This is a genomic window from Andreprevotia sp. IGB-42 (assembly GCF_009848685.1).
In the GTDB taxonomy this organism is placed as follows: domain Bacteria; phylum Pseudomonadota; class Gammaproteobacteria; order Burkholderiales; family Chitinibacteraceae; genus Andreprevotia.
The window spans coordinates 353,903-379,111 of record NZ_WXTX01000002.1 but is presented as its reverse complement, the minus strand read 5'-3'; the positions used below and the strand labels follow the sequence as shown (position 1 = coordinate 379,111).

Genomic DNA, 25,209 nt, shown 5'->3' with positions numbered 1-25,209 from the left:
GATTACCCATGGCACTGACGCCATCCACCATGCTGCCGCTGGGCAGCCCCTTGCCCGTGTTCGCCTTGCCCGATGGCAATGGGCGCGTGCATCACAGCGCTGATCTGGCCGGCCCGGCCGGCCTGTTCGTGATTTTCATCTGCAACCACTGCCCTTATGTGAAGCACATCAACGCCGCGCTGGCGCCCTTGGGGGCCGAATTTGCCGCGCAGGGCGTGGGCATGGTGGCGATCTCCAGCAACGATGCCGTTGCCTACCCGGCTGATGCGCCGGACAAGATGGCCGAGGCCGCACAGGCACTCGGCTATACCTTCCCCTATCTGTACGACCAGACCCAGGCGGTGGCGCAAGCATTCCAGGCGGCGTGTACGCCGGATCTTTACCTGTTCGACGGGGCCGGCAAGCTGTTTTACCGTGGCCAGTTCGATGCCACCCGGCCCGGCAACGGCGTGGCCGATGCGGCGGATATCCGCGCTGCGGTGGCAGCGCTGGTCAGCGGTGCCGCACCGCTGGCGGTGCAGACGCCCAGCATGGGCTGCAATATCAAGTGGCAGGCCGGCTGAAACCGGTCATCCCGTCCTGGCAGGCAGTGGCTGAAAACGCGCTGCCTTGATCAGGGTCAGTGAGCAAGACGCGTTCAGCAGCTATGGTAGTGCTGATGCACGAATGTGCGCGGCACCGCAGGTGCTGCACCGGTTTTTCCGTTTCATCACTTCCGAGCGAGCTGTCACCATGGTCCAGGAAAACATCCTTTTCGACGACATCCGGCCCGGCATGCGCTACCAGCGCGTGCACACGGTCAAGGCGAACGACATCACCCTGTTCGGCATGATTGCCGGCTCCCGCGGCGAGGGGGATACGCTGAGCGTGCCCGCGCTGGGGGCGTTTCCGTTGTTCTCATCCACCACCACCAATTTCTTCCCCGGCAATGGCTCCATCCTGGCCGGGCATGAGCTCAAATCGCTGGGCTGGATCCACGATGGCGATGCCCTCACCATCAATCTGGAAGTGACCGAAAAGCACGAGGTCTCCAAGCAGGTAGTGGTGCAGGTGTCCTGCCACAACCAGCTGGGCGACATGATCGCCTCCGGGCCGATCACCGTGGTGCCGCCCACCGTCAAGCGGCTGAACCGTTTCGACGAGCCGCCGCAGCTCACGTTGCGCCAGCATCATGTGTTTGCGCACCTGCGTGCCGAAGCCGCCGGCCTGCCGCCAGTGCCCACCGCCGTCGTGCACCCGTGCGACCGCGAATCACTGCTGGGGGCGCTGGAAGCCGCGCGGGAAGGGCTGATCGAGCCCATCCTGATCGGGCCGGAAGCCAAAATCCGCGCGGTTGCCGCCAAGGAAGGGTTCGATCTTGGCAATGCGCGCATCGTCGATGTGCCGCACAGCCATGCTGCAGCGGCCAAGGGCGTGGAGCTGTGCCGGAACGGCGAAGCCGGGGCGTTGATGAAGGGCAGCCTGCATACCGATGAAATGATGGGCGCCGCCATGAGCTCGGCCACCGGTCTGCGCTGTGGCAAGCGGGTATCGCACGTGTTCGTGATGGATGTGCCCGCGTATGGCCGGCCGCTGCTGGTAACGGATGCGGCAATCAATATCGCGCCGGATCTGGCCGCCAAGGTGGACATCACCCAAAACGCCATCAACCTTGCGCATACGCTGGGCATACCCGAGCCCAAGGTGGCCATCCTGTCGGCGGTGGAAACCGTGTACGAGAAAATGCCGTCCACGCTCGATGCCGCGTTGCTGTGCAAGATGGCAGACCGTGGCCAGATCACTGGCGGCATCCTCGATGGCCCGCTGGCATTCGACAACGCCATCTCCATGCAGGCGGCCAAGGCCAAGAAAATCGTCTCGCCGGTAGCCGGGCAGGCGGACATCCTGGTGGTGCCGGATATCGAATCGGGCAATATGCTGGCCAAGCAGATGAGCTATTTTGCCGGCGCGGATTCGGCCGGCATCGTGCTGGGCGCCCGCGTGCCCATCATCCTTACCAGCCGGGCAGATGACGCCAAGGCGCGGCTTGCTTCATGCGCGGTGATGGTGCTGGTTGCCCATGCCGCTGCATTGGCGAAGGAGGTGCAATGAGCGAGCAACTGATTCTGGTCATCAATGCCGGTTCGTCCAGCATCAAGTTTTCGCTGTTCGAGGCCGAGGCCAACCCCGAGCTGCTGTGCAAGGGCCAGGTGGAAGGCATTTTCACCGAGCCACAGTTCTCCGCACGCGGCCGCGATGGCGAAAAGCTGTCCGATACGCCGCTGCCGGTTTCGTCATCACGCAACCATGATGCCGCGCTGCGTTACATCCTCGATTGGCTGCGTGGCCACACTGCCGGCAAGACGCTGGCGGTGATTGGCCACCGCGTGGTGCATGGCGGCCCGGATTTTACCCAGCCGGTACGCGTAAACAGTGAAGTGCTCGATGCGCTGGAGGGCACGGTGGCGCTGGCGCCGCTGCATGCACCGCACAACATCATGCCCATGCGGGTGCTGAGCGAACTGCTGCCCAAGGTGCCGCAGGTGGCCTGCTTCGATACCGCCTTCCATCGCACGCAGCCGGAAGCGGCGCAGCTGTACGCGCTGCCGTACGAATTCAGCCAGCAGCATGGTATCCGCCGCTATGGTTTCCATGGCCTCAGCTATGAATACATCGCCAGCGTGCTGCCGCAGATCGATGCGGCTGCCGCCAGTGGCCGTACCGTGGTGGCGCACCTGGGCAACGGCGCCTCGCTGGCCGCCTTGCTGGGCGGGCAGTGCCAGGCCACCACCATGGGCTTTACCGCGCTGGAAGGATTGATCATGGGCACGCGCGCCGGTTCGTTCGATCCGGCGCTGGTGTTCCATTGCGTGAACCACCTGGGAATGAGCGTGCAGGAAGTCAGCGATCTGGTGCACAAGCAAGCGGGCCTGCTGGGCATTTCCGGCATCTCCAGCGACATGCGTGACCTGCACAGCAGCGACAGCCCGCGTGCGGCATTGGCCATCACCATGTTCTGCCAGCACGTAGCGCGCGAGGCGGCATCGCTGGTGGCGGCGCTGGAGGGCATCGATGCGCTGGTGTTCACCGCCGGCATCGGCGAGAACGATCATGACGTGCGCCGCCGCATCTGCACGCAGCTGCGCTGGCTGGGGCTGGAGATCGATGAAGCTGTCAATGCGCAACGCCATACGGCGCCACAGCGCATCAGCACCGCGGCCAGCCGCGTACGTGCGTATGTGATCCCCACCAACGAGGAAGTGATGATCGCGCGGCACGCCTGGGCGCTGGCCAGCGCCTGATCACACCGCGCGGTCAGGAGGATGCGGCAGGGGAGTCGGTCAGGGGCGGTGCAAGCCAGCCGCGTTGCCTGCCCGCACCCCCGGCGTCGGTTTACGATTCCCGCGCTGGGGGGGGCAAAGTGGATAGCCCGCTCAGCTCCCCGCAGCCAGATCGTAGCGGACTTACTCCGTTGCCAGCCGCTGCGCGTAGCCGGCGCTGCGTGCCTGCAATTGCTGCTGGCGCTCTGTGCTGCTCACGTAGCGGGTACCTGCCGGCAGGTAGTGCGGCAGATCGGCCAGCTTCACCACGCGCACTGAAATGGCCGGGCCGCCGCTGGCAGGCGCGGTAGCCGGCACGTTCTGCCAGCGCGCCATGATGGTGCCCTCATGCTTGCCGGTGGTATCCACCCAGTTGTGCACGCCCGGATCTCGCAGCGACACCACGAAGGTATAGCTGCCATCCGCGTTGGCGACGGCCTGCGTATTGTTCAGGCTGCTCTGGTGGTTGATCGGGTCCACGGTGACGGTCCACGGGTCGGTCACCGGCAGCACGAAGTAGCTGGCGCCGCCGGTATTCACCGTGGCAAGCAGCGCTTCATCATCCGCGAGCTTGAAGTGGCCGAAAGAGCTGGCCTGCGTGACCAGCGTACCCAGTGTGGCTGATGAACTGGGCTGCGGCAGCGTATTCACCGGGTTGATATAGGTTTTCACGCCCAGCGTGCCCACACCATAGGCCAGTGTGGATTCGCCCAGGTTGGTGCGCACATCGGCAACGATATCGGCATCGCTGCGCGGGCCGCGCCATGGCGTGCCGCTGCGCACCACGGTCAGCGCATCCGGCGCTTCGGTGTTCCAGTTGCCCAGGTTGTTGCGCACGAACAGCTGCTTGGCATCCGCGGTGGACTGGATATGGTTGATGCGCCCGTTGGCCGGCTGTTTGTCCACGGTGATGGTGAAGCTGCCGTCGGCGGCAACCACCAGGTCATCACCGCTGATCACCGCAATGCTCTGCTGGTAGTTGGGGTTGCTGATCAGCGAGAATGTCACGTCGCTGGGGCCGCTGCCACTGCGTTTGCCGCGGATCACGTAGCTGGAATCGCCATCGATGGGGATGGTGCGGTAGATGTTGTCCGGGTTGTCGTACGAATAACGCCCGCCGGGCACTTTCAGGCCCAGCCAGTTGCGCGGTGGTGCGTTCAGCCAGTACACCTTGGGGTAAAGCGGATCGTTGTTCACCGCTTTCTGCACGGCGCTGAAAATCAGCTCGTCCAGCGCGTGATCCAGTGTGGAAGATGCTTCCGGGCTGACCGGTGCGCCATGCGCGGCCACATAGGCAGTGGCAAGCTGCGCGCGCAGCAGCGGAAACAGGTTGTACTTGCGGATATTGATGGCTTTGCTGTCCAGCACCTGCTGATCAGGCGTGGCCAGCACCGGGGCGGCGGATACTACGCTACCAAGCAAGGCGGCTGCAGGTGCAAGCAGCATGAAGCGGTGAAAGGCAGAGAAGGCAGGCAGAGCAGGCATCGTTGGCATTCCATCTTGTTTGTAAGTGGTGCAGCCAGCGTAGATGCAGATTTGTTATTCCAATAAATAATTATAAATTAAATTATTATTTCTTTTTGTTTGAAACGGATCAGCGCTGATGCACTGGCAGAAGGTCAGGTCGGCATATGCCTGAGCCATGCCCGGATGGTGTGGTGCCCGCTTATGTGCTGGTGGGCCATTGTGCAGGCATCGGCCTTATCGCCAGTATTCGCGGGCCTGCAGCGCGTTTCGGCGGGCATCAACAAAACAGAAACATGTGCGAAACATACTAGGCAGCTTGTCATCCCCTTGTGAACTTCCCTAGCATGGGCGCCTCTTACGGCTTTTCGAGTACACGGATGCAGACCGACGACGTCATTGATACCACGCTGGAGCCACGGACTTTGCCGGCAATGCAGGGGTGGCGCTGGATTTCAGGCGCAGCCCGCCTGTTCGGCAAGCACTGGAGCGTATTCCTGCCGCAAAGCCTGCTGTTCCTGTTGTTGATGATCGTCTGCACCTTCATCGCGCCGTTGCTGGTTATCTGGCCGGCGCTGCTGGCAGGGGTCAGCTATTCGGTCTCCCGCGCTGCCATGGGTGAAGTGCCACGGTTGGTCGATCTGTTTGCCGGCTTCAGGATGCGTACCCGCCCCTTGCTGATGCTGGGCATGATTTATCTGCTTACCGTGTTGCTGATCAATCTGCTGCTTGGATACGTGAGCGGCGTACTGGGTGTGGAAGCACTGATGCATGCGTTCACCGAGGCGGCGAAGGCGGGCAAGACGTCCGTCGACCTGAAAATGGATATGTCCGCGCTGGGTTACTGGATGGGCGCGGTGGTGGTCTGCGGTATCGTGCTGCAGAACCTGTTCTTCTTTGCTGCACCGCTGGTGATGCTCAATGGCGCCACGCCGGGTGAGGCCATCCGTACCGGCATCACCGCGTTCTGGCGCAATATGCTGCCGCTGACCGTTGCCGGGATGATTTTCTTCGTCTTGCTCGTTTTTGCTTCAATGTTGCTGCCGGCCATGCTGTTGCTGGTGCCTGTCGTCATGCTGTTCAACTACACCTGCTACGCAGATGTGTTTCCCGTTGCACCAAGGAGCGAATGAGTGTCCGAAAGTCCATTCAAAGGCAAAAGAGGCTTCCAGCGCGTGCTCAATGCGCTGGGTTATTCGTTCGATGGCCTGAAGGCCGGCTGGGATAACGAGGCCGCCTTCCGCCAGGTGTCGCTGCTGGCCATCGTCGGCATCGTGCTGGCCTTCTCGGTGCATCTGCCTGCATGGGCGCGCGCGGTAGTGATCGGCTCGCACCTGCTGACGGTGATTGTGGAATTGCTCAATTCCGCGATCGAAGCCGCGGTGGATCATACCTCGCTGGAAAAGCACCATCTTGCCAAGCGCGCCAAGGATCTGGGCAGCGCCGCGCAATTGGTCTGTCTGACCAATCTTGCCGCCATGTGGGCGCTGGCAGTACTCGGGCACTGATCGGGCACCGCGTTTGGGCATGCGCAATGCAGGCGCCACCCGCAAAAAAAGCCCCGCAGCGGTTGCGGGGCTTTTTCATGGCTGCCGGCCAAGCGGGCCAGCAACGGCAAGCGGCTTAAATGCCGTCTTGCGGGTTGCCCGCCAGCAGCTTGTTTTCCAGCGCGGCCACGCGGGCTTCCAGTGCGGTCAGCGTTTCGCGCGTGCGGGCCAGCACGTCCTGCTGGATATCGAATTCCTCACGCGTGACCAGATCAAGCTTGGTAAACGCGCTGCCCATCATGGCACGCACGTTTTTCTCCACATCCTTGGCAGGGCTGTTGGCGATGGCGTCCGAGACCTTGGCGGCGATTTCGTCGAAGAATTTTTCCTTGAGCATGCTTAACCCTCCAGTGCGTTGATGGCATCACAGCGAGTGTAGCAGATGCCGCGCAGCCACAACGGGCTGTGCCATATCTGTACTGCACCAGTATGGTGCCCCATTCTGGTTCGCTGCCGGTTTGCCGCGCCAGCCCGGTGCAGTTTATTTATCAGCCAAAGCCAAGTGGCTGAATACAAGTGAAATTTCACGCTGGCATGCTTTCTGCTGATACCCAACCCGTCAACCTGTGGCACATAAGGAGTCTCTGTCATGAAATTCGTTACCGCCATCATCAAGCCGTTCAAGCTCGATGAAGTGCGCGAGGCACTGTCCGCCATTGGCGTGCAAGGTCTCACGGTCACTGAAGTAAAAGGGTTCGGTCGCCAGAAGGGTCATACCGAGCTGTACCGTGGCGCTGAATATATCGTCGATTTCCTGCCGAAAGTGAAGCTGGAAATCGCCATTGCCGACGCACTGCTGGACCAGACGCTGGAAGCGATCGAAAAAGCCGCACACACCGGCAAAATCGGCGACGGCAAGATTTTCGTGTTCGATCTCGAAAGCGTGCTGCGCATCCGCACCAGCGAGACCGGCGAAGCCGCAATCTAAAAGAAATCAGGGCAGGAGAGATCAATCATGAAAAAACTGTTTGCTTGGGTTGCGCTGGCTGGCGCAATCGCGTTTGCGGCGCCAAGCTTCGCTGAAGAAGCGGCTTCCGCACCAGCGGTCGAGGCATCCGCCGTTGTGGCTGACCAGGCGTCCGCGCCTGCGGCTGCACCTGCCAGCGATGTGGCGGCAGCTGCCACACCGGCTGCTGCCGCTGCGCCCATCGTCGATACCGTCAACAAGGGCGATAACGCGTGGCTGATGATCTGCGCCGCGCTGGTCATCCTGATGTCCATTCCTGGCCTGGCGTTGTTCTACGGCGGCCTTGTGCGCTCCAAGAACATGCTGTCGGTGCTGATGCAGGTGTTCACCGTGTTCTCGCTGCTGTCGGTACTGTGGGTCGTTTACGGCTACAGCCTGGCATTCACCGAGGGCAACGCGTTCTTCGGCGGCTTCTCCAAGCTGTTCCTGAAAGGGGTTACACCGGATTCCATCGGTGCCACCTTCAGCAAGGGCGTGGGCGTATCCGAATTCATCTTCGTGGTATTCCAGGGTGCATTCGCCGCCATCACCGGTGGCCTGATCGTGGGTGCCTTTGCCGAGCGTGCCAAGTTCTCGGCGGTGCTGGTGTTCGTGGTGCTGTGGTTCACCTTTGCCTATATCCCGATGGCCCACATGGTGTGGTACTGGACCGGCCCGGATGCGTACACCACGCAAGCCGCTGCTGATGCCGCTACCGCAACTGCCGGTTTCCTGTTCCAGAAGGGTGCACTTGATTTTGCCGGCGGTACCGTCGTGCACATCAACGCCGCCGTTGCCGGCTTGGTGGGTGCCTACATGGTTGGCAAGCGCGTTGGCTTCGGCAAGGAAGCAATGACCCCGCACAGCCTCACGCTGACCATGGTTGGTGCATCGCTGCTGTGGTTCGGCTGGTTCGGCTTCAACGCCGGCTCCGCACTGGAAGCCAACGGCTCCGCTGCACTGGCCTTCATCAACACCTGGGCTGCCACTGCCGCTGCCGCACTGGCATGGCTGTTTGCCGAATGGATCCTGAAGGGCAAGCCTTCCATGCTGGGCGCTGCATCCGGTGCCGTGGCCGGTCTGGTTGCCATTACCCCGGCTGCCGGTTTCGTCGGTGTCGGTGGCGCACTGGTACTGGGCCTGATCGCTGGCGTGGTTTGCCTGTGGGGCGTGCATGGCCTGAAGAAGCTGCTGGGTGCTGACGATGCGCTGGACGTGTTCGGCGTGCACGGTGTGGGCGGTATCCTCGGCGCTGTGCTGACTGGCGTGTTCGCATCGCCGGATCTGGGCGGCACCGGTGTGTGGGACTACGTAGCAGGCAAGGTCGGTACTTACTCGATCGGCAGCCAAGTCACCACGCAGCTGATCGGTGTAGGCGTGACCCTGCTGTGGTCGGGCATCGTTTCGATCATCGCCTACAAGCTGGTTGATCTCACCATCGGCCTGCGCGTGAAGGAAGACGAAGAGCGCGAAGGTCTGGACGTGAACTCGCACGGCGAGAAAGCGTACAACAGCTAAGACGCAAGCCGGCTGTGGCGCAGGCTGCAGCCGGTTTATCAACAAAGTCGATAACAACCCTGAAATCCAAGCAGGAAAGCAAGGCTCAACATAGAGCCGAGTACGACCCGCCTTCACGGCGGGTCTTTTTTTGGGCGCTGCCTGTGGCACGATGTGGCCGGAGTGATAGGCAGGGGTGGAGCATGAAGGTTTTTCTGGATGACGAACGGGCAACGCCGGACGGCTGGGTGCGCACGTACTGGCCCGAGGAGGTCATCGCCCTACTGGAAACCGGGCAGGTGACCGAGCTGTCGCTGGATCATGACCTGGGTGACGATGCGCACGGCACCGGCTATACCGTTTTGCTCTGGCTTGAAGAGCAGGTAGCAACACGTGGCTTTGTGCCGCCGCCGCTGCGTGTGCATTCGGCCAATGCGTCGGCACGCTTGAAGATGGAGGCGGCCATTGCCAGCGTGGCAAGGCTTGCGCGTCGCGATCTTTAGCGTTGGTTGGGGCTTTTTTAGCGCCTGTGGCGCGATGTTTTGGGCGGGAGTGCGTCCCGCATGCCGCCCTAAACACCCCGCCGCAGGCGCCAACATAAGATTGGCGCTTGGACTGCCACCAACCACCCAATCAATAAAACTTCTTCAAATCCATCCCTTTGTACAAACCCGCAACTTCATTGCCATAGCCATTGAATGGCAGCGTTTTGCGGCGCAGGAATTCGCCGATGCGCCGCTCGGTGGCCTGGCTCCAGCGCGGGTGGTCCACTTCCGGGTTCACATTGGAATAGAAACCGTATTCATTGGGGGCGGCCTTGTTCCAGGCAGTGGCCGGCTGGGTTTCCAGCAGGCGGATCTTCACGATGGATTTGGCGCTCTTGAAGCCGTATTTCCACGGCACCACCAGCCGGATGGGCGCGCCGTTCTGGTTGGGCAGCACCTTGCCGTACAGGCCCACCGCCATGATGGCGAGCGGGTGCATGGCTTCGTCGATGCGCAGGCCCTCGGTATAAGGCCAGTCCAGAACACCCGCCAGCAGGCCCGGCATCTGGCTCTTGTCGGCCAGCGAGGTGAATTCCACGTATTTGGCTTTGGAGGTCGGCGCCACCTGCTTGAGCAGCTCGGATAGCGGAAAGCCGATCCATGGGATCACCATCGACCAGGCCTCCACGCAACGCAGCCGGTACAATCGTTCTTCCAAGGGCACCAGCTTCAGCAGCTTGTCGATATCGAAGGTTTGCGGCTTTTCGCACGCACCTTCCACGCGCACCGTCCATGGCCGGGTTTTCAGCGTGCCGACGTTCTTGGCCGGGTCGTCCTTGTCGGTGCCGAATTCGTAATAGTTGTTGTAATGGGTGATCTGCTCAAGCGAGTTCTTTTCCTCGCCGCCCACATTGTAGCGGCTGGGCTTGGCGGCAAGCTCACCCGCCGCCTGCGCGGTGGGCAGCAGGCCGGCTGCTGCCAGGCCCGCACCGGCAGCTATCAATTGGCGGCGATTCAGATAAACGGCTTCCGGCGTGATCTCGGATGGCAATATGTCGCCCGATTGCGGCAAGTGCGGCATGGCGTAGCTCCTGTTGATCCTCAATTCGTTGTAGTCGTTCAAACGGGATGGATATGACACAGCCTAATGCAAAAGGTGCCAGCCCAGTGCCACGCAACTGGCCAGCAGCAACACAATGGCAGCGATATGCACGCTGCGGTGGATGTCGTTGCGCAATTGCGGATTGATTGCCTGCCAGAGTATCCAGGCCAGAAAAATCCACGGAAGAAGGCGTATCAGCTTGCCGATCATGACGATGGTATGGATTGGAGTGCATTGCTGTAGGAGGAAGAGAACTACACTTAAAGTGTTACTTTAAGTTGTGCGGCTTAGTGCTTTATTTATTTGATGTTTATTTTTCAACACTTTAGCGGCGATCTGAATTGCTAAGTGATTGTATCAAAACGCTTTTCTTGAAACCGCCCCTTGTGGCGGTTTTTTATTTGCTCTATAGTGGGGCGAAGTGGGAAAAAGTGGATGAAAGTGGAATTTTCCCCCATCTCAAAGGCGGTTTGACGCATGGGCGTGGCAACTCTCAATCTGGACAGCAAAGGTCGTTTGGCGATTCCCGCCAAGCATCGCGAACTGCTGTCCGCAAAGAGCAGTGGCCGTCTGGTACTCACCATCGATCCGGCTGGCTGCCTGTTGCTGTATGCAGAGCCCGATTGGCTGCCGGTGCGTGATCGCCTCAATCAGCTGTCCGGCGCGCAAACCCAGCTGCGCCGCTTTGTCGTCGGCAATGCCGAAGAGCTGGAAATGGACGCTGCCGGCCGTATCCTGGTGCCACAACGTTTGCGCCAGCTCACTGGCCTGGAGAAAACCATCGCGTTCGTCGATATCGGCAACAAGTTCGAGCTGTGGGACGAATCGAAGTGGACCGAGAAAGATCTCTCGGTGCTGGCGATCTCTGACGACGATCGTGAACAATTGATGGAAGGTGTGGTGCTGTGAGTTTTGAACACCGCACCGTCTTGCTTCACGAGGCGGTCGACGCGCTGGCAATCCAGCCTGACGGTCTGTATGTCGACGGCACATTCGGCCGCGGCGGCCATTCACGCCTCATCCTTTCCCGCCTCGGCCCCAGCGGCCGCCTGGTGTCCTTCGACAAGGACCCGGCCGCCATTGCCGAGGCACAAACCATTGCGGACCCGCGGTTCACCATTGTCCACGATGGCTTCCGCACACTCGCCCAGTCGCTCGACGACCTGGGTATCCAGCAGATCAACGGGCTGCTGCTCGATCTGGGCGTGTCATCGCCACAGCTCGATGACGGCAGCAGGGGCTTCAGCTTCAGGTTCGATGCCCCGCTCGACATGCGCATGGACACCACACGCGGCATTACTGCCGCTGACTGGCTCAATAGCGCCGATGAAAAAGACATAGCGGAGGTGGTACGTGACTACGGCGAAGAACGGTTTGCTAAACAGGTTGCAGCAGCGATTGTTGCGCGTCGGCTCGAACAGCCTTTCTCTACAACAAGGGAACTTGCCGCGGTCGTGGCAACGGCCGTCCGCACCCGTGAGCCGGGCCAGGACCCGGCGACGCGTACCTTCCAGGCTGTACGGATTTTCATCAATCGGGAGCTTGAGGAGCTCGCGCTGATCCTGCCGCAAGCCCTCAGCCGGCTGGTGCCCGGCGGACGCCTGTCGGTGATCGCCTTCCACTCGCTGGAAGACCGCATCGTCAAGCGCTTCGTGCAGGACGCCAGCAAGAACGATCTGCCTGACCGCCTGCCGGTGCGTGCCGCCGATATTCCCGAGCCACCACTCAAGCCCGTCGGCAAGCCCATCCGTGCCAGCAAGGACGAGGTGGACGCCAATCCGCGCGCGCGCAGCGCCATCCTGCGCGTGGCCGAGCGCACCGGGGCACCGGCATGACGCGCCTCAACCTGCTGCTGCTGGGCATGCTGATCCTGTGTGCGCTGTCCGTCGTCACCAGCCAGCACAAGGCGCGCAAGCTTTATGGCGAGCTGCAGAAGGAAGCGCAGTACTCCAAGAAGCTCGATGTCGAATGGGGTCAGCTGCAGCTGGAGCAAAGCACCTGGGCCATGCATTCGCGCATTGAATCGGAAGCCACCAAGAAACTCGGCATGCAGGTGCCCGGTGCCAACCGCACGCAAGCCATCCTGCCGCACGGCCAGGGTGTGAGCCGCCCCAGGGTGACTGCGGAATGAAGCGCCTAGCTACCGCGCCGCCGGGTCGGCAACGCTATGTGCAGCAACTCAAGCTGGAGCGCTGGCGCGTCTGGCTGATGGTGGCCGGCCTGCTGGCGTTATTCGGCGCCTTGCTGGCGCGCGGCCTTTACCTGCAGGTCTATAACGAAGGCTTCCTGCAGGAGCAGGGCGATGCGCGTTACACCCGCACGCTGCGCCTGGAGGCTGATCGCGGCAAGATCACCGATCGCAACGGCGAGCCGCTGGCGATCTCCACACCGGTGCAGTCGATCTGGGCCAGCCCGCGCGGCATCAAGTTGCTGCCGGCCGGCCAGCAACGCGATAGCGACTGGGAACCGAAAACCGAAAAAGACCCGGTGCCGGTATCGCGCGATGAAGTGAACAAGCTGGCGGTGCAACTGACCATGCCGCCCGCAGAGCTGCTGAAAAAGCTGGGTGACGGCCGCAAGAACGACAAGGGCGAAGAAATCCGCCCCGATTTCCTGTGGCTGCGCCGGCATATGTCGCCGGACGACGCCAAAAAAGTCATGGCGCTGAACATCCCCGGCATTTACAGCCAGACCGAATACCGCCGCTTCTACCCGGCTGGTGAAGTGATGGCGCATATCGTCGGCTTTACCGATATCGATGGCCGTGGCCAGGAAGGCTTCGAGCTCACGCGCAATGCCATGCTGGAAGGCAAGGTGGGCAGCCGCACGGTAATCCGCGACCGCCGCGGCTACATCGTCGAGGACATCTCCACCATCGTGCCGCCGCGCGATGGCGAAACGCTCTCGCTGTCGATCGACAGCCGCATCCAGTACCTGGCCTACCGCGAGCTGAAAGCGCAGGTCGATGCCTACCATGCGCTGGGCGGCGGCATCGTCGTGCTCGATGCACGCACCGGCGAGGTTCTGGCGCTGGCCAACGCGCCGTCGTACAACCCCAACAGCCGCAACCGCATCGATCCGGCCAAGAAGCGCAACCGCGCGCTGACCGATCTGTACGAACCGGGCTCGACCATGAAGCCGTTCACCATTGCGGCGGCCATCGATTCCGGTTCGATCAAGGACACCAGCGTGTTCGGCACTAACGGGCAGATGCCCATGGCCGGCTATGTGATCAAGGATACGCACAACTACGGTGCGCTCACGCCGGAAGGCATCCTCGTCAAGTCGAGCAATATCGGCGCCGCCAAGGTGGCGCTGTCGATGCCGCGCGAAACGCAATACAACATGCTGACCACGGTGGGTTTCGGCAGCCAGCCGCAAACCGGCTTCCCGGGTGAAGCGGCCGGCAAATTGCGCCCGTGGAAAACCTGGTACCCGATCGAGCAGGCCACCATCGGCTACGGCTACGGGATTTCGGTCAGCCTGATGCAGATGGCCAAGGCCTACCAGATTTTTGCTACCGACGGCGAAATCCGCCCGATCACCTTCACCAAGCTGGTGGCACCGATGCCGGGCAAGCGCGTGATTCCGGCCGAGCTGGCGCAGGAAATCCGCGGCATGCTGGAGAAAGTTACCCAGCCTGGCGGCACTGCAACGCGTGCCCAGGTGGTGGGCTACCGCGTGGCCGGCAAGACCGGCACTGCACGCAAGCAAAGCGCCGGCGGCTATGGCGACAAGAAATACGTGGCGTCATTCGTCGGTTTTGCGCCGGTGTCCGATCCGCGCCTGATCATTGCGGTGATGATAGACGAACCCGCTACCGACAAGAGTATCTACGGCGGCATGGTTTCCGCGCCGGTGTTTTCCAATGTCGTTGCCGGCAGCCTCAGATTGCTGGGCGTGCCGCCCGATGCACCCACCACCAACATCCTCCTGCCAGGCCCCGAGGAAGATGAAGATGTGAAGGAAGAAACCTAGATGAAGCCGCAGAGCTGGAATCTTCCACAACTTGATCTGGCTGCCATCGATGCGTTGGCGGCCGGTCGTCGTTTTGTGGCTGACAGTCGCAAGGTGCAGCCCGGGGATGTCTTCATCGCGTTCCAGGGCGAATACGCGGATGGGCGCACCCATATCGATGCCGCCATCGCCGCGGGTGCTGCAGCCTTGCTGTGGGAGGCCGAGGACTTCAGCTGGAACCCGGCGTGGACGGTGCCCAACCTGGCGGTGCCGCAACTGCGCGCACAGGCCGGCATCCTCGTCAGCCATCTGCTGGGCAATCCGTCGCAGCAGATGGTGGTGACGGGCATCACCGGTACCAACGGCAAAACGTCGATCGCCAGCTGGCTGGGGCAGGCATTCAGTGCGTTGGGCCACAAGACCGGCGTGCTGGGCACGCTGGGCAATGGTGTCTACCCGGCGCTGGCCGAATCCACGCACACCACGCTGGACCCGCTGGCATTGCAGCGCTGGCTGGCCGATTTCCGCGATCAGGGCGTCAGCCATGTGGCGATGGAAGTCAGCTCGCACGGGCTGGCGCAAGCGCGTGCGCACGGCACCGCGTTCGACCTGGCGATCTTCACCAATCTCACACGCGATCACCTCGATTACCACGGCGACATGGATGCCTATGGCGCCGAGAAAGCCCGGCTGTTCGAGTGGGAAGGGCTGAAAGCGGCGGTCATCAACGCCGATGATTATTTTGGCGCCCGCTTGCTGCAATCGGCCCAAGCCGGTCGGGTGATCAGCTATGGCATCATCGGTGGTGACGTGCGTGCACTGCGCATCGGCATGACGCTGGGTGGTCTCACTATCGAGGTGGCCACGCCCGCCGGAGAAGCCACCATCCATTCGCGGCTGATCGGCAAATTCAATGCGTACAACCTGCTGGCCTGCCTTGCCGCGCTGCTGGTACTGGATGTGCCGCTGACCGACGCGGTGCGCGTGCTGGACGGCATCACTTCCGCACCGGGGCGCATGCAGCGCCTGGGGGGCGACGGCAAGCCGCTGGTGATCGTCGATTACGCGCATACCCCTGATGCACTGGAAAAAGCATTGGTCACGCTGCGCGATCTGCTGCCGCAGGGCAGCCGGTTGTTCTGCGTGTTCGGCTGCGGTGGCGACCGTGATCCGGGCAAGCGACCGATGATGGGCGAGATCGCCTGCCGGCTGGCCGATTCGGTGGTGATCACCAGCGACAACCCGCGCTCCGAAGCGCCACGCGCCATCATCAAGGACATCATCAAGGGCGTTGCCGGTGTACCGGGTACGGGAACCGACAACTACACCATCGAGTCCGATCGCGGCGACGCGATTGCCGACGCGATCGGCCTTGCCGGCCCCGCAGACGTGGTGTTGATCGCCGGCAAGGGGCATGAGAATTATCAGGAAATCGCCGGCGTACGGCATCACTTCGACGATGTCGAAGTCGCCGGCGCCGCGCTGCAAAGGAAGAAAGCATGATGTTGAATTTGCGTGAAACCGCACTTGCCGTATCCGGCCATCTGGCCGGCGATGGCGACATCGCGTTTTCGCGGGTGACCACCGACAGCCGCGATATCCGCGCCGGTGATCTGTTTATTGCGCTCAAGGGCGAGCGTTTTGACGGCCATGCCTTTGCTGCCGATGCGCTGGCGCGCGGTGCGGTGGCGGTGGTGGTCGAGGCCGGCCTTGCCGGTGGCAACCAGATCGTGGTGGCCGATACGCTGGTGGCGCTGGGCGTGCTGGCGCGTTACTGGCGCAACAAGATTGCGCCCGTCGTGGTGGCCATTACCGGCAGCAACGGCAAGACCACGGTCAAGGAAATGACTGCCGCAGTGCTTGCGCACTGCATGGGCAGCGAGGCAGTGCTGGCTACGCAGGGCAACCTGAACAACCACATCGGCGTACCGCTGACGCTGCTGTCGTTGCGCGCCGGGCATCGCTATGCGGTGGTTGAAATGGGCATGAACCATTTCGGCGAAATCGATTACCTTACCCGCATGGCCGAGCCGGATGTCGCGCTCGTCAACAACGCCGGCAGCGCACACCTGGAGGCACTGGGCAGCGTGGAAGGCGTAGCGCGCGCCAAGGGCGAGATCTTTGCCGGCCTGCGCAAGGACGGCACCGCCGTCATCAACGCAGACGACGCATACGCCGAGCTGTGGGCGCGGCTCGCCAACGGCAACAAGCAGGTGACATTCGGCGTGAAGACCGCGGAAGTTTGCGCCCGTGAAGTGACGCTGGATGCGGCCGAATCGCGTTTCATCCTGTCCACGCCCCATGCGGAAGCGCAGCTGCTGCTGCCGGTCCCGGGCATGCACAACATCAGCAATGCGTTGGCGACCACCGCCATTGCCCATGCGCTGGGCATCCCGTTGAACCGCATCGCGGATGGGCTGGAAAGCTACCACGGCGTGAAAGGCCGCTTGCAGGCCAAGGTGGCGTTCAACGGCGCCCGGCTGATCGACGACACCTACAACGCCAATCCCGATTCGATGAAGGCGGCCATCGATGTGCTGGTGAATGCCGGTAGCGCCAGCGTGCTGGTGCTGGGGGATATCGGTGAAATCGGCAGCGATGGCCCGGCACTGCATGCAGAAATCGGTGCCTATGCCAAGGCACGCGGCGTGGCTGCGCTCTACACGCTGGGCGAGCAGATGCAGCACGCGGCAGATGCATTTGCCGGTGCCCGGCATTTTGACGATGTCGATGCGCTGATTGCTGTACTGCGCGCCAGCATCACCGCGGATTCCGCGGTGCTGGTGAAGGGCTCGCGCTTCATGCGCATGGAGCGCGTGGTGGACGCGCTCTGTGCAGACCCGCAAGGAGGGAAGTAAGCGATGTTGCTGCTCCTCACGCAATGGCTGGGTGAATCGATCCGCGCCTTCAACGTATTCAACTACCTCACACTGCGCACGGTACTGGCCACCATCACCGCGCTGGGCATCTCCTGGACGCTGGGCCCATGGGTAATCCGCAAGCTGACAGAAATGAAGGTCGGCCAGTCGGTCCGCAACGACGGCCCGCAAACGCACCTCGTCAAAGCCGGCACGCCCACCATGGGCGGCACGCTGATCCTGCTGTCGATCGGCCTCACCACCTTGCTGTGGGGCGATCTGCACAACAAGTACGTGTGGCTGGTGCTGCTGGTGACCATGAGCACCGGCATCATCGGCTTTGTCGACGACTACAAGAAAGTGGCGCTGAAAAACCCCAAGGGCCTCAGCGCAAAAGCCAAGATGTTCTGGCAATCGGCGATTGCCATCGGCGCCGGGCTGTTCCTCGTCAACGCCGGGCAGTTGCCGTCGCATACCGGCTTCATCATCCCGTTCTACAAGGAAATCATCTACCCGTTCGGCGCGGTGGGTTTCTGCGTGCTCACGTATTTCGTCATCGTCGGCACCAGCAATGCGGTCAACCTCACCGACGGGCTTGATGGCCTGGCTATCATGCCCACGGTGCTGATAGCCGGCGCCTTCTGCATTTTTGCGTTCGTGGCGGGTAACGTGAAGTTCGCCACCTACCTGGGCGTGCCGCACGTGCCGGGCGCCGGCGAGCTGATGGTGTTCTGCGCGGCCATGGCGGGCGCAGGGCTGGGTTTCCTGTGGTTCAACGCCTATCCGGCAGAAGTATTCATGGGCGATGTCGGCGCGCTGGCGCTGGGCGCCGGCCTCGGCATCGTCGCGGTGATCGTGCGCCAGGAAATCGTGCTGCTGATCATGGGCGGCGTGTTCGTGGTCGAGGCGCTATCGGTGATGATCCAGGTGGCCAGCTTCAAGATGACCGGCAAGCGCGTGTTCCGCATGGCGCCGCTGCACCACCACTACGAATTGAAAGGCTGGAAGGAAACGCAGGTGGTGGTGCGTTTCTGGATCATCACCATGCTGCTGGTGCTGGTCGGTCTTGCCACGTTGAAGCTGCGGTGAAGCCATGAACTACGCAAACCAACACGTCATCGTCGTCGGCCTCGGGATCACCGGGCTGTCGGCTGCGCGCTGGCTGGCTGCGCAGGGTGCACGCGTCACCGTGGCCGATAGCCGCGCCACGCCGCCCAGCCTGGATGCACTCAAGGCCGAGCTTCCGGATGTGGCCGTGCGCGCTGGCGCCTTCACTGCCGATACGTTTGCCGATGCCGATCTGCTGGTGCTGAGCCCGGGCGTACCGCTCGCCACGCCGGAAGCGGCCGCCGCCATCGCGCGCGGCGTGCCTTATGCGGGCGACGTGGAACTGCTGGCACGCGCCATCGATGGTGGCAAAGCCAAAGTGATTGCCATCACCGGTTCCAACGGCAAATCCACCGTCACCACCATGGTGGGCCAGATGTGCGAGGCCGCCGGCCTCAAGACCGTAGTGGCCGGCAATATCGGCCTGCCGGTACTTGATGCACTGACGCAAACGCCGGATGCCGACGTGTTCGTGTTGGAGCTCTCCAGTTTCCAGCTGGAGACCACGCACACGCTGGCGCCCGATGCGGCCACGGTGCTGAACGTGTCCGAAGACCATCTGGACCGCTACGACGGCATGAAAGGCTACGCCGCGGCCAAGGCACGCGTGTTCAACGGCCTGGGCGTGATGGTGCTCAACCGCGAAGACGGTTATTGCCGCGGCATGGCGCAAGCCGGCCGCAACCTGGTGTGGTTTGGCCAAGATGCACCGCGCAATGGCAGCGAGTACGGTCTGGTGCAGCAGGGTGACGAGGTCAGCCTGCGCCTCGGCGATTTCGAGCTGATGAAGGCGTCCGAGCTGCCATTGGCCGGCCTGCACAACGCAGTGAACGCGCTGTCCGCGATTGCATTGTGCAAAGCCATCGGCCTGCCCACCGGCCCGCTGGTGGCGGCACTGCGGGCATTCAAGGGTTTGCCGCATCGCGTCGAGTTTGTTGCCGACGTGGCTGGTGCCGCGTATTACGACGATTCCAAGGGCACCAACGTGGGCGCGACCGAAGCCGCGCTCAAGGGCATGACACGTCCGGTAGTGCTGATTGCCGGTGGCGACGGCAAGGGCCAGGATTTCCGCCCGCTCAAGGCCGCATGCGAGCGCATCTGCCGCGCGGTGGTGCTGATCGGCCGCGATGGCCCGCAGATTGCCGAAGTGCTCAACGATGCGCAGTCGGCGCTCGTTACCGCCAACGATGAAGACGAAGCCTTCCTGCCGGTGCTGCAGGTGCCGACGCTGGAGATGGCGGTGATGATGGCATCCAACCTGGCCGAAGCGGGCGACGTGGTATTGCTCAGCCCGGCGTGCGCCAGCCTCGACATGTTCCGCAACTACCACCACCGCGCGGAAGTGTTCATTGCCGCGGTCAAGGCGTTGCCGCAATGAAAGCGCTTTTCTACCAGGCCCTCAAGCGCGCCCGCCCCAGCATGAACGCCTACGACCAAGCGTTGCTGTGGGGCGTGCTGCTGCTGCTCGCGTTTGGCCTGGTGATGGTTTATTCCGCGTCGATCGCGATGGCGGAAGTGGACAAGGATACCGGCTACCGCGCCAGTTACTTCCTGATCCGCCACGCGATCTTCCTCACCGTCGGCCTTGCTGCCGGCTTTGCCACTTTCACCGTGCCCACCAAGGCCTGGCAGCAATATGCACCGGTGTTATTCATCATCGCGGTGGTGCTGCTGATCATGGTGCTGATCCCGCACGTGGGCCGCGAGGTCAATGGCTCCAAGCGCTGGCTGTCGCTGTTCGTGGTCAATCTGCAACCGTCCGAGCTGATGAAGTTCGTTGCTTGCATCTATGCGGCCGACTACACGGTGCGCAAGGCCGCGTTCATGGGCGGCAGCTTCGTCGAGAGCATTACCAAGGGCCTGTTGCCCATGCTTGCAGTGATGCTGGTGGTGGGGGGGCTGCTGCTGCTGGAGCCGGACTTCGGCGCCTTCGCGGTGATCACCGCCATCACCATGGGCCTGCTGTTCCTGGGCGGCTTCAACTGGCGGCTGTTCGCCGGCCTGATCGTGCTGCTGGCTATCGGCTTTGTCGGTCTCGTCGCCAGCTCGCCGTATCGCCGCGCACGTGTGCTGGGCTTCCTCGATCCGTGGCAAGACCCGTACGGCAAGGGCTACCAGCTGTCGCATTCGCTGATCGCGTTCGGCCGCGGTGAATGGCACGGCGTGGGCCTGGGGGCCAGCGTGGAAAAGCTCTCCTACCTGCCCGAAGCGCATACCGATTTCCTGATGGCCATCATTGCCGAGGAACTGGGCTTCCTCGGCGTGGCCTTCGTGGTGCTGATGTTCGGCTTCATCGTATTCCGCGCATTCATGATCGGCGTGCAGGCCGCCAAGCTCGACCGCGCCTACCAGGCGCTGGTGGCGCAGGGCATCGCCATCTGGATCGGCGTGCAGTCGGTGATCAATATCGGCGTGAACATGGGGCTGATGCCTACCAAGGGGCTGACCTTGCCGCTGCTGTCGTTCGGCGGCTCCGGCATCGTGGCCAACCTGCTGGCGCTGGGCGTGCTGCTGCGCATCGATTACGAAAACCGCCAGCTGATCCGGGGGTACGGCCAATGAGCGCCGCCCCGCTGCAGAACAACCCCGCCCGCCGCACGCTGCTGGTGATGGCGGGCGGTACCGGCGGCCATATCTTCCCGGCACTGGCGGTGGCCAACGCCATGCGCGGCAAGGGCTGGAACGTGGTGTGGCTGGGCGCCAGGGATGCGATGGAAACGCGCATCGTGCCGCAACACGATATCCCGCTGGAAACGCTGGCCATCACCGGTGTGCGCGGCAAGGGCCTGATCAAAAAGCTCGGCCAGCCATGGGTGCAGCTCAAGGCGCTGTTCTGCGCGGTGCGGGTGATCTTCCGCTACCGTCCGGACGTGGCGATCGGCTTTGGCGGCTTTACCGGCTTCCCCGGTGGCGTTGCCACGCGCGCGCTGTGGCTGCCGCTGGTGATCCACGAACAGAATTCGGTAGCGGGGCTGACCAACCGCGTGCTGTCGAAAATCGCTTCGAAGGTGCTGTTCGCCTTCCCAAGTGCCTTCCCCGGCCGTGATGGCTGCATCGGCAACCCGGTGCGCAGCGAGATTACCGGCCTGCCCGAGCCGCTGGAGCGCTTTGCCAGCCGCAGCGGCCCGCTGCGGGTACTGGTGGTCGGCGGCAGCCTGGGTGCGCAGGTGTTCAACGAACAGGTGCCCAAGGCACTGGCTTTGTTGCCGGTGGGCGAACGCCCGCTGATCACGCACCAGGCGGGCGAAAAACACATTGATGCGTTGCGCGCCAATTACGCCGCTGCCGGTGTGGATGCCCGATGCGTGGCCTTCATTGCCGACATGGCCAGCGCCTACGCCGATGCAGACCTGGTGCTGTGCCGCGCTGGTGCGCTCACGGTTTCCGAGCTGGCCTGCGTGGGTGCGGCCAGCGTGCTGGTGCCCTTCCCGTCGGCGGTGGATGACCACCAGACTGGCAACGCCAAGTATTTGAGTGATGCAGGCGCAGGCCTGTTGCTGCCGCAAAACCAGTTTGATGCAGCGCGCTTTGCTGCGCTGCTGCGTGAAACAGATCGTGCAAGTTGCCTTGCCATGGCGGAGCGTGCGCGGCAACTTGCCAAGCCTGATGCAACCAGCAGGGTTGCTGCGGTGATCGAGGAATTAGCAAGATGAAACACAAAGTAAAACGCATCCATTTCGTGGGTATCGGTGGCGTGGGCATGAGCGGCATCGCCGAGGTATTGCTCAATCTGGGCTATGAGGTATCAGGCTCTGACCTGGGCAGCAATGCCACCACGCTGCGCCTGGCGGCGGCCGGTGCCGTCGTGCATCAGGGCCATGCAGCCGAATACGTGCAGAACGCCGATGTGGTGGTGATTTCCAGTGCGGTGAAGGAAGACAACCCCGAGGTGGTCGATGCGCGCAGCCGCAAGATCCCGGTGGTGCCGCGCGCGATGATGCTGGCCGAACTGATGCGCCTGAAGCAGGGCATCGCCATTGCCGGCACGCATGGCAAAACCACCACCACCAGCCTGACCGCGTCGATCCTGGAAGCTGCCGGGCTGGATCCCACCTTCGTGATCGGCGGCAAACTGCATGCGGCCGGCTCCAATGCGCGGCTGGGGCATGGCGACTTCCTGGTGGCGGAGGCAGACGAGAGCGATGCATCGTTCCTGCTGCTGTCGCCGGTGATTTCGGTGGTAACCAATATCGATGCCGACCATATGGATACCTATGGTCATGATTTCGAGAAACTGAAGCAGGCTTTCGTCGATTTCCTCTATCACCTGCCGTTCTACGGCCGCGCGGTGCTGTGCGTGGACGACCCGGTCGTGCGTGAAATCCTGCCGCGCCTCACCAGCCCGGTCACCACCTACGGCACCACGCCCGATGCCATGCTGCGCGCGGAGAACATCGTCGCCGCCAATGGGCAGATGAAGTTCGACGCGGTGTGGGAAAACGGCGAAACACGCAGCATTCCCATCACGCTCAACATGCCGGGCATGCACAACGTGCTGAACGCGCTGGCTGCAATCGGTATCGCCATCGAAGTGGGCGCGCCCGAGGCAGCCATCCAGAAAGCACTGACCGAGTTCCAGGGCGTGGGCCGGCGCTTCCAGCGCTACGGCGAAGTGACGCTGCCCGCTGGTGGCAGCTACACGCTGGTCGACGACTACGGCCACCACCCGGTGGAAATGGCCGCCACGCTGGCTGCGGCACGCGGCGCGTTTGCCGGCCGCCGGTTGCTGCTGGCATTCCAGCCACATCGCTACACGCGTACGCGGGATTGCTTTGAAGATTTCGTGAAAGTGCTCAATACCGTCGATGGCCTGCTGCTGGCCGAAGTTTACGCCGCTGGCGAAGCACCCATCGTCGCCGCGGACGGCCGCGCGCTGGCGCGCGCGGTGCGCGTGGCCGGCAAGGTGGAGCCGGTATTCGTTGAAAGCATTGCCGACCTGCCCGCAGCCATCGCTGCGGTGGTGCAGCCGGGCGATGTGGTGATCACCATGGGGGCCGGCACGATCGGTGGCATCCCGGCAAAACTGGTGGCAGGTGAATGAAGATGGATATGAAACAGAAATACGGGAAAGTGGCGGTACTGATGGGTGGCTCGTCCAGCGAGCGCGAGGTGTCGCTGATGAGCGGCGGCGGCGTGCTGACCGCGCTGCTGGATCGTGGCGTCGATGCATTCCCGTTCGATCCGAGCGAGAAACCGCTGTCCGCGCTGAAGGACGAAGGCTTCGACCGCGTGTTCCTGATCCTGCACGGCCCGTTCGGCGAGGATGGCACCGTACAGGGCGCGCTGGAAGTGCTGGGCCTGCCGTACACCGGCTGCGGCGTGCTGGCTTCCGCCATCGGCCTCGACAAGTTACGTACCAAGTTGCTGTGGCAGGCATTGGGCCTGCCGATCCCGGCGTTCGAGCTGGTCGATGCCGGCAGCGATTTCGCCGCGGTAGAGCAGAAGCTCGGCCTGCCGTTGTTCGTGAAGCCGGCCACCGAGGGCTCCAGCGTCGGTGTGATCAAGGTCAAGGAAGCGGGAGGCCTGCAGGCAGCGTTTGCCGAGGCCAGCCAGTACGATCCGCTGGTGATTGCCGAGCAGTTCATCGGCGCGGGTGAATACACCGCCGCGGTACTGGGCGGCCAGGTGCTGCCGTTCGTGAAAATCGAACCGGCCACCGAATTTTACGATTACGAAGCCAAGTACATCCGCGACGACACGGTATATGTGTGCCCGGCCGATATCCCGTCCGCCACCGCCGCACAGATCGTCGACGATGTGAAAAAAGCGTTCTGGGTGATCGGTGGCACCAGCTGGGGCCGGGTCGATTTCCTGATGGATGAAGCCGGCAAGCACTACCTGCTGGAAGTGAACACGGCACCGGGCATGACCAGCCACAGCCTGTTCCCGATGGCGGCACGTGCAGTGGGGCTCAGTTACGAAGATCTGGTATTGCAGATTCTGGACAGCACGCTGGAGCGCAAATAAGCATGTTGCCGGCAGCCCTTCATCCACTGATTCCGCAAGCCGGTGCGCCACGTGCGTGCGCGGGCTGCTGCGCGCATTGCGCAAGCGTCGCGGTTGATCGGGATGCTGCCCGTGCAGGAGGCCGCCATGTGGGATAAGCCGCAACTGCTGCTGTGGTTTGCCAACCTGCTGACGGCGCTGGCGGTGCTGCTGCTGTTCTATTCGCTGCTGTTCCTGGGCGTGCATTCGCCGTTGTTTCCGATCCGCGGCATCAAGGTGGATGGCGAATTGAGCCATGTCACGCGTGAGCAATTGCAATACGTGATCAAGAACGAGCTCAAGGGCACGTTCTTTACGCTGGATCTGGATAAAACCCGTGGCGCATTCGAAAAACTGCCGTGGGTGCGTGAAGTGAGCGTGCGCCGCCGCTGGCCGGACCGGCTGGAAGTGAGCATAGAAGAACACAAGGCATTGGCGCGCTGGGGCAATGTATCGCTGCTCAATACTTTCGGTGAGCGTTTCGATGCCGCCAGCAATGAAGTGCTGCCGGTGCTGGAAGGCCCGCCGGGTAGTGAAAAGCAGATGGTCGACGGTTTCCGCCAATTGCAGCAGGCATTGGCACCGCTGAAGAAAATGACCACGCACCTGTGGCTGTCGCCACGGCGCGCATGGCGGCTGGAGCTGGATCACCAGCTGATTGTGGAAGTGGGCCGTGACGATGCGGTGGCGCGGGTGGAACGATTTGCCGACGCCTATCCCAATTCATTGGCACTGATTGCCGAGCAGCATCCGTTTGAATACGTCGATTTGCGCTATCCGAATGGTTTTGCCGTGCGTTTGCCGGGCTACCAGCCGGCGGAAACTGCCAAACCGAAGCCGGGAAAAGCATGAAATCGGCTAGAAAGAAGTAACCGTAAATAATTGAATAAAGAAAACGCAATAAACCAGTAGGTTGAATGCGGCTTTTAAAGCAAAATATTAAGTATTGTAAAGAGGCTGTC

The 25,209-nt window shown here is 62.3% G+C and carries 25 protein-coding genes; 21 read left to right on the top strand and 4 right to left on the bottom strand.

Annotation, left to right across the window (positions count from 1 at the left end):
• Positions 1 to 8 precede the first annotated feature (8 nt).
• The 3 genes from IGB42_RS04530 to IGB42_RS04520 all read left to right on the top strand — a co-directional run bounded on the left by IGB42_RS04530 (position 9) and on the right by IGB42_RS04520 (position 3,281).
• Positions 9 to 563 carry a thioredoxin family protein gene (locus tag IGB42_RS04530; protein ID WP_159667429.1) on the top strand — a complete coding sequence of 185 codons (555 nt, stop codon included), beginning with the start codon at positions 9 to 11 and terminating at the stop codon, positions 561 to 563.
• 169 nt (positions 564 to 732) lie between these two features.
• Positions 733 to 2,091: a bifunctional enoyl-CoA hydratase/phosphate acetyltransferase gene (locus tag IGB42_RS04525; RefSeq protein WP_159667426.1), complete on the top strand. Its 1,359-nt coding sequence runs from the start codon at positions 733 to 735 to the stop codon at positions 2,089 to 2,091.
• On the top strand, positions 2,088 to 3,281 hold the full coding sequence (locus IGB42_RS04520) for an acetate/propionate family kinase (protein WP_159667423.1): 1,194 nt from the start codon (positions 2,088 to 2,090) through the stop codon (positions 3,279 to 3,281). The genes IGB42_RS04525 and IGB42_RS04520 overlap by 4 nt, the downstream gene beginning before the upstream one ends.
• A gap of 162 nt (positions 3,282 to 3,443) precedes the next feature.
• Here IGB42_RS04520 and IGB42_RS04515 read toward each other — a convergent pair whose 3' ends face one another.
• Positions 3,444 to 4,784 carry a DUF1214 domain-containing protein gene (locus IGB42_RS04515; protein WP_236822489.1) on the bottom strand — a complete coding sequence of 447 codons (1,341 nt, stop codon included), beginning with the start codon at positions 4,782 to 4,784 and terminating at the stop codon, positions 3,444 to 3,446.
• A 359-nt stretch (positions 4,785 to 5,143) separates the two neighbouring features.
• On the opposite strand from IGB42_RS04515, the gene IGB42_RS04510 reads away from it, so the two are divergent.
• Together IGB42_RS04510 and IGB42_RS04505 are read left to right on the top strand one after the other, a co-directional pair.
• Positions 5,144 to 5,896: a BPSS1780 family membrane protein gene (locus IGB42_RS04510; RefSeq protein ID WP_159667417.1), complete on the top strand. Its 753-nt coding sequence runs from the start codon at positions 5,144 to 5,146 to the stop codon at positions 5,894 to 5,896.
• On the top strand, positions 5,897 to 6,271 hold the full coding sequence (locus IGB42_RS04505) for a diacylglycerol kinase (RefSeq protein ID WP_159667414.1): 375 nt from the start codon (positions 5,897 to 5,899) through the stop codon (positions 6,269 to 6,271). It begins immediately after the preceding gene.
• Between the two features lie 115 nt (positions 6,272 to 6,386).
• On the opposite strand, the gene IGB42_RS04500 is transcribed toward IGB42_RS04505, so the two are convergent.
• Positions 6,387 to 6,647, bottom strand: coding sequence for an accessory factor UbiK family protein (locus IGB42_RS04500; RefSeq protein ID WP_159667411.1), 261 nt, complete (start codon positions 6,645 to 6,647; stop codon positions 6,387 to 6,389).
• Positions 6,648 to 6,899: 252 nt separating this feature from the next.
• Between IGB42_RS04500 and glnK the strand changes: the two genes are divergently transcribed.
• The 3 genes from glnK (at position 6,900) to IGB42_RS04485 (ending at position 9,256) form a co-directional block, all read left to right on the top strand.
• Positions 6,900 to 7,238 carry a P-II family nitrogen regulator gene (gene glnK / locus IGB42_RS04495; protein WP_035061528.1) on the top strand — a complete coding sequence of 113 codons (339 nt, stop codon included), beginning with the start codon at positions 6,900 to 6,902 and terminating at the stop codon, positions 7,236 to 7,238.
• Positions 7,239 to 7,265: 27 nt separating this feature from the next.
• Entirely contained in the window at positions 7,266 to 8,774 is a 1,509-nt protein-coding gene (gene amt / locus IGB42_RS04490) for an ammonium transporter (protein WP_159667408.1), read from the top strand.
• 182 nt (positions 8,775 to 8,956) lie between these two features.
• Positions 8,957 to 9,256 carry a cyclic-phosphate processing receiver domain-containing protein gene (locus tag IGB42_RS04485; protein WP_159667405.1) on the top strand — a complete coding sequence of 100 codons (300 nt, stop codon included), beginning with the start codon at positions 8,957 to 8,959 and terminating at the stop codon, positions 9,254 to 9,256.
• A gap of 130 nt (positions 9,257 to 9,386) precedes the next feature.
• On the opposite strand, the gene msrP is transcribed toward IGB42_RS04485, so the two are convergent.
• The gene (gene msrP / locus IGB42_RS04480) at positions 9,387 to 10,319 is read right to left on the bottom strand and encodes a protein-methionine-sulfoxide reductase catalytic subunit MsrP (protein WP_159667402.1); all 933 of its coding nucleotides are present in this window, start codon (positions 10,317 to 10,319) and stop codon (positions 9,387 to 9,389) included.
• A 63-nt stretch (positions 10,320 to 10,382) separates the two neighbouring features.
• Complete coding sequence (locus IGB42_RS04475; RefSeq protein WP_159667399.1) at positions 10,383 to 10,550, bottom strand: hypothetical protein; 168 nt, start codon at positions 10,548 to 10,550, stop codon at positions 10,383 to 10,385.
• 267 nt (positions 10,551 to 10,817) lie between these two features.
• Between IGB42_RS04475 and mraZ the strand changes: the two genes are divergently transcribed.
• The 13 genes from mraZ (at position 10,818) to IGB42_RS04410 (ending at position 25,099) form a co-directional block, all read left to right on the top strand.
• The gene (mraZ, locus tag IGB42_RS04470) at positions 10,818 to 11,249 is read left to right on the top strand and encodes a division/cell wall cluster transcriptional repressor MraZ (protein WP_159667396.1); all 432 of its coding nucleotides are present in this window, start codon (positions 10,818 to 10,820) and stop codon (positions 11,247 to 11,249) included.
• Complete coding sequence (rsmH, locus tag IGB42_RS04465; protein WP_159667393.1) at positions 11,246 to 12,175, top strand: 16S rRNA (cytosine(1402)-N(4))-methyltransferase RsmH; 930 nt, start codon at positions 11,246 to 11,248, stop codon at positions 12,173 to 12,175. The genes mraZ and rsmH overlap by 4 nt, the downstream gene beginning before the upstream one ends.
• On the top strand, positions 12,172 to 12,471 hold the full coding sequence (gene ftsL, locus IGB42_RS04460; protein WP_159667390.1) for a cell division protein FtsL: 300 nt from the start codon (positions 12,172 to 12,174) through the stop codon (positions 12,469 to 12,471). The genes rsmH and ftsL overlap by 4 nt, the downstream gene beginning before the upstream one ends.
• Positions 12,468 to 14,318: a penicillin-binding protein 2 gene (locus IGB42_RS04455; protein ID WP_159667387.1), complete on the top strand. Its 1,851-nt coding sequence runs from the start codon at positions 12,468 to 12,470 to the stop codon at positions 14,316 to 14,318. The genes ftsL and IGB42_RS04455 overlap by 4 nt, the downstream gene beginning before the upstream one ends.
• On the top strand, positions 14,319 to 15,800 hold the full coding sequence (locus tag IGB42_RS04450) for a UDP-N-acetylmuramoyl-L-alanyl-D-glutamate--2,6-diaminopimelate ligase (RefSeq protein ID WP_159667384.1): 1,482 nt from the start codon (positions 14,319 to 14,321) through the stop codon (positions 15,798 to 15,800).
• The gene (murF, locus tag IGB42_RS04445) at positions 15,797 to 17,155 is read left to right on the top strand and encodes a UDP-N-acetylmuramoyl-tripeptide--D-alanyl-D-alanine ligase (RefSeq protein WP_308419204.1); all 1,359 of its coding nucleotides are present in this window, start codon (positions 15,797 to 15,799) and stop codon (positions 17,153 to 17,155) included. Before IGB42_RS04450 ends, murF begins: the two co-directional genes overlap by 4 nt.
• A gap of 3 nt (positions 17,156 to 17,158) precedes the next feature.
• Positions 17,159 to 18,244, top strand: coding sequence for a phospho-N-acetylmuramoyl-pentapeptide-transferase (mraY, locus tag IGB42_RS04440; protein ID WP_159667381.1), 1,086 nt, complete (start codon positions 17,159 to 17,161; stop codon positions 18,242 to 18,244).
• Positions 18,245 to 18,248: 4 nt separating this feature from the next.
• Entirely contained in the window at positions 18,249 to 19,640 is a 1,392-nt protein-coding gene (gene murD, locus IGB42_RS04435; protein WP_159667378.1) for a UDP-N-acetylmuramoyl-L-alanine--D-glutamate ligase, read from the top strand.
• Complete coding sequence (ftsW, locus tag IGB42_RS04430; RefSeq protein WP_159667375.1) at positions 19,637 to 20,824, top strand: putative lipid II flippase FtsW; 1,188 nt, start codon at positions 19,637 to 19,639, stop codon at positions 20,822 to 20,824. Before murD ends, ftsW begins: the two co-directional genes overlap by 4 nt.
• Complete coding sequence (gene murG, locus IGB42_RS04425) at positions 20,821 to 21,915, top strand: undecaprenyldiphospho-muramoylpentapeptide beta-N-acetylglucosaminyltransferase (protein ID WP_174764166.1); 1,095 nt, start codon at positions 20,821 to 20,823, stop codon at positions 21,913 to 21,915. Before ftsW ends, murG begins: the two co-directional genes overlap by 4 nt.
• A complete protein-coding gene (gene murC, locus IGB42_RS04420) occupies positions 21,912 to 23,303 on the top strand; it encodes a UDP-N-acetylmuramate--L-alanine ligase (RefSeq protein WP_159667372.1) in 1,392 nt (463 codons plus the stop codon). Before murG ends, murC begins: the two co-directional genes overlap by 4 nt.
• An 8-nt stretch (positions 23,304 to 23,311) precedes the next feature.
• Entirely contained in the window at positions 23,312 to 24,229 is a 918-nt protein-coding gene (locus IGB42_RS04415; protein WP_159667369.1) for a D-alanine--D-alanine ligase, read from the top strand.
• 126 nt (positions 24,230 to 24,355) lie between these two features.
• The gene (locus tag IGB42_RS04410; protein ID WP_159667366.1) at positions 24,356 to 25,099 is read left to right on the top strand and encodes a cell division protein FtsQ/DivIB; all 744 of its coding nucleotides are present in this window, start codon (positions 24,356 to 24,358) and stop codon (positions 25,097 to 25,099) included.
• The last annotated feature ends 110 nt before the right edge of the window (positions 25,100 to 25,209 follow it).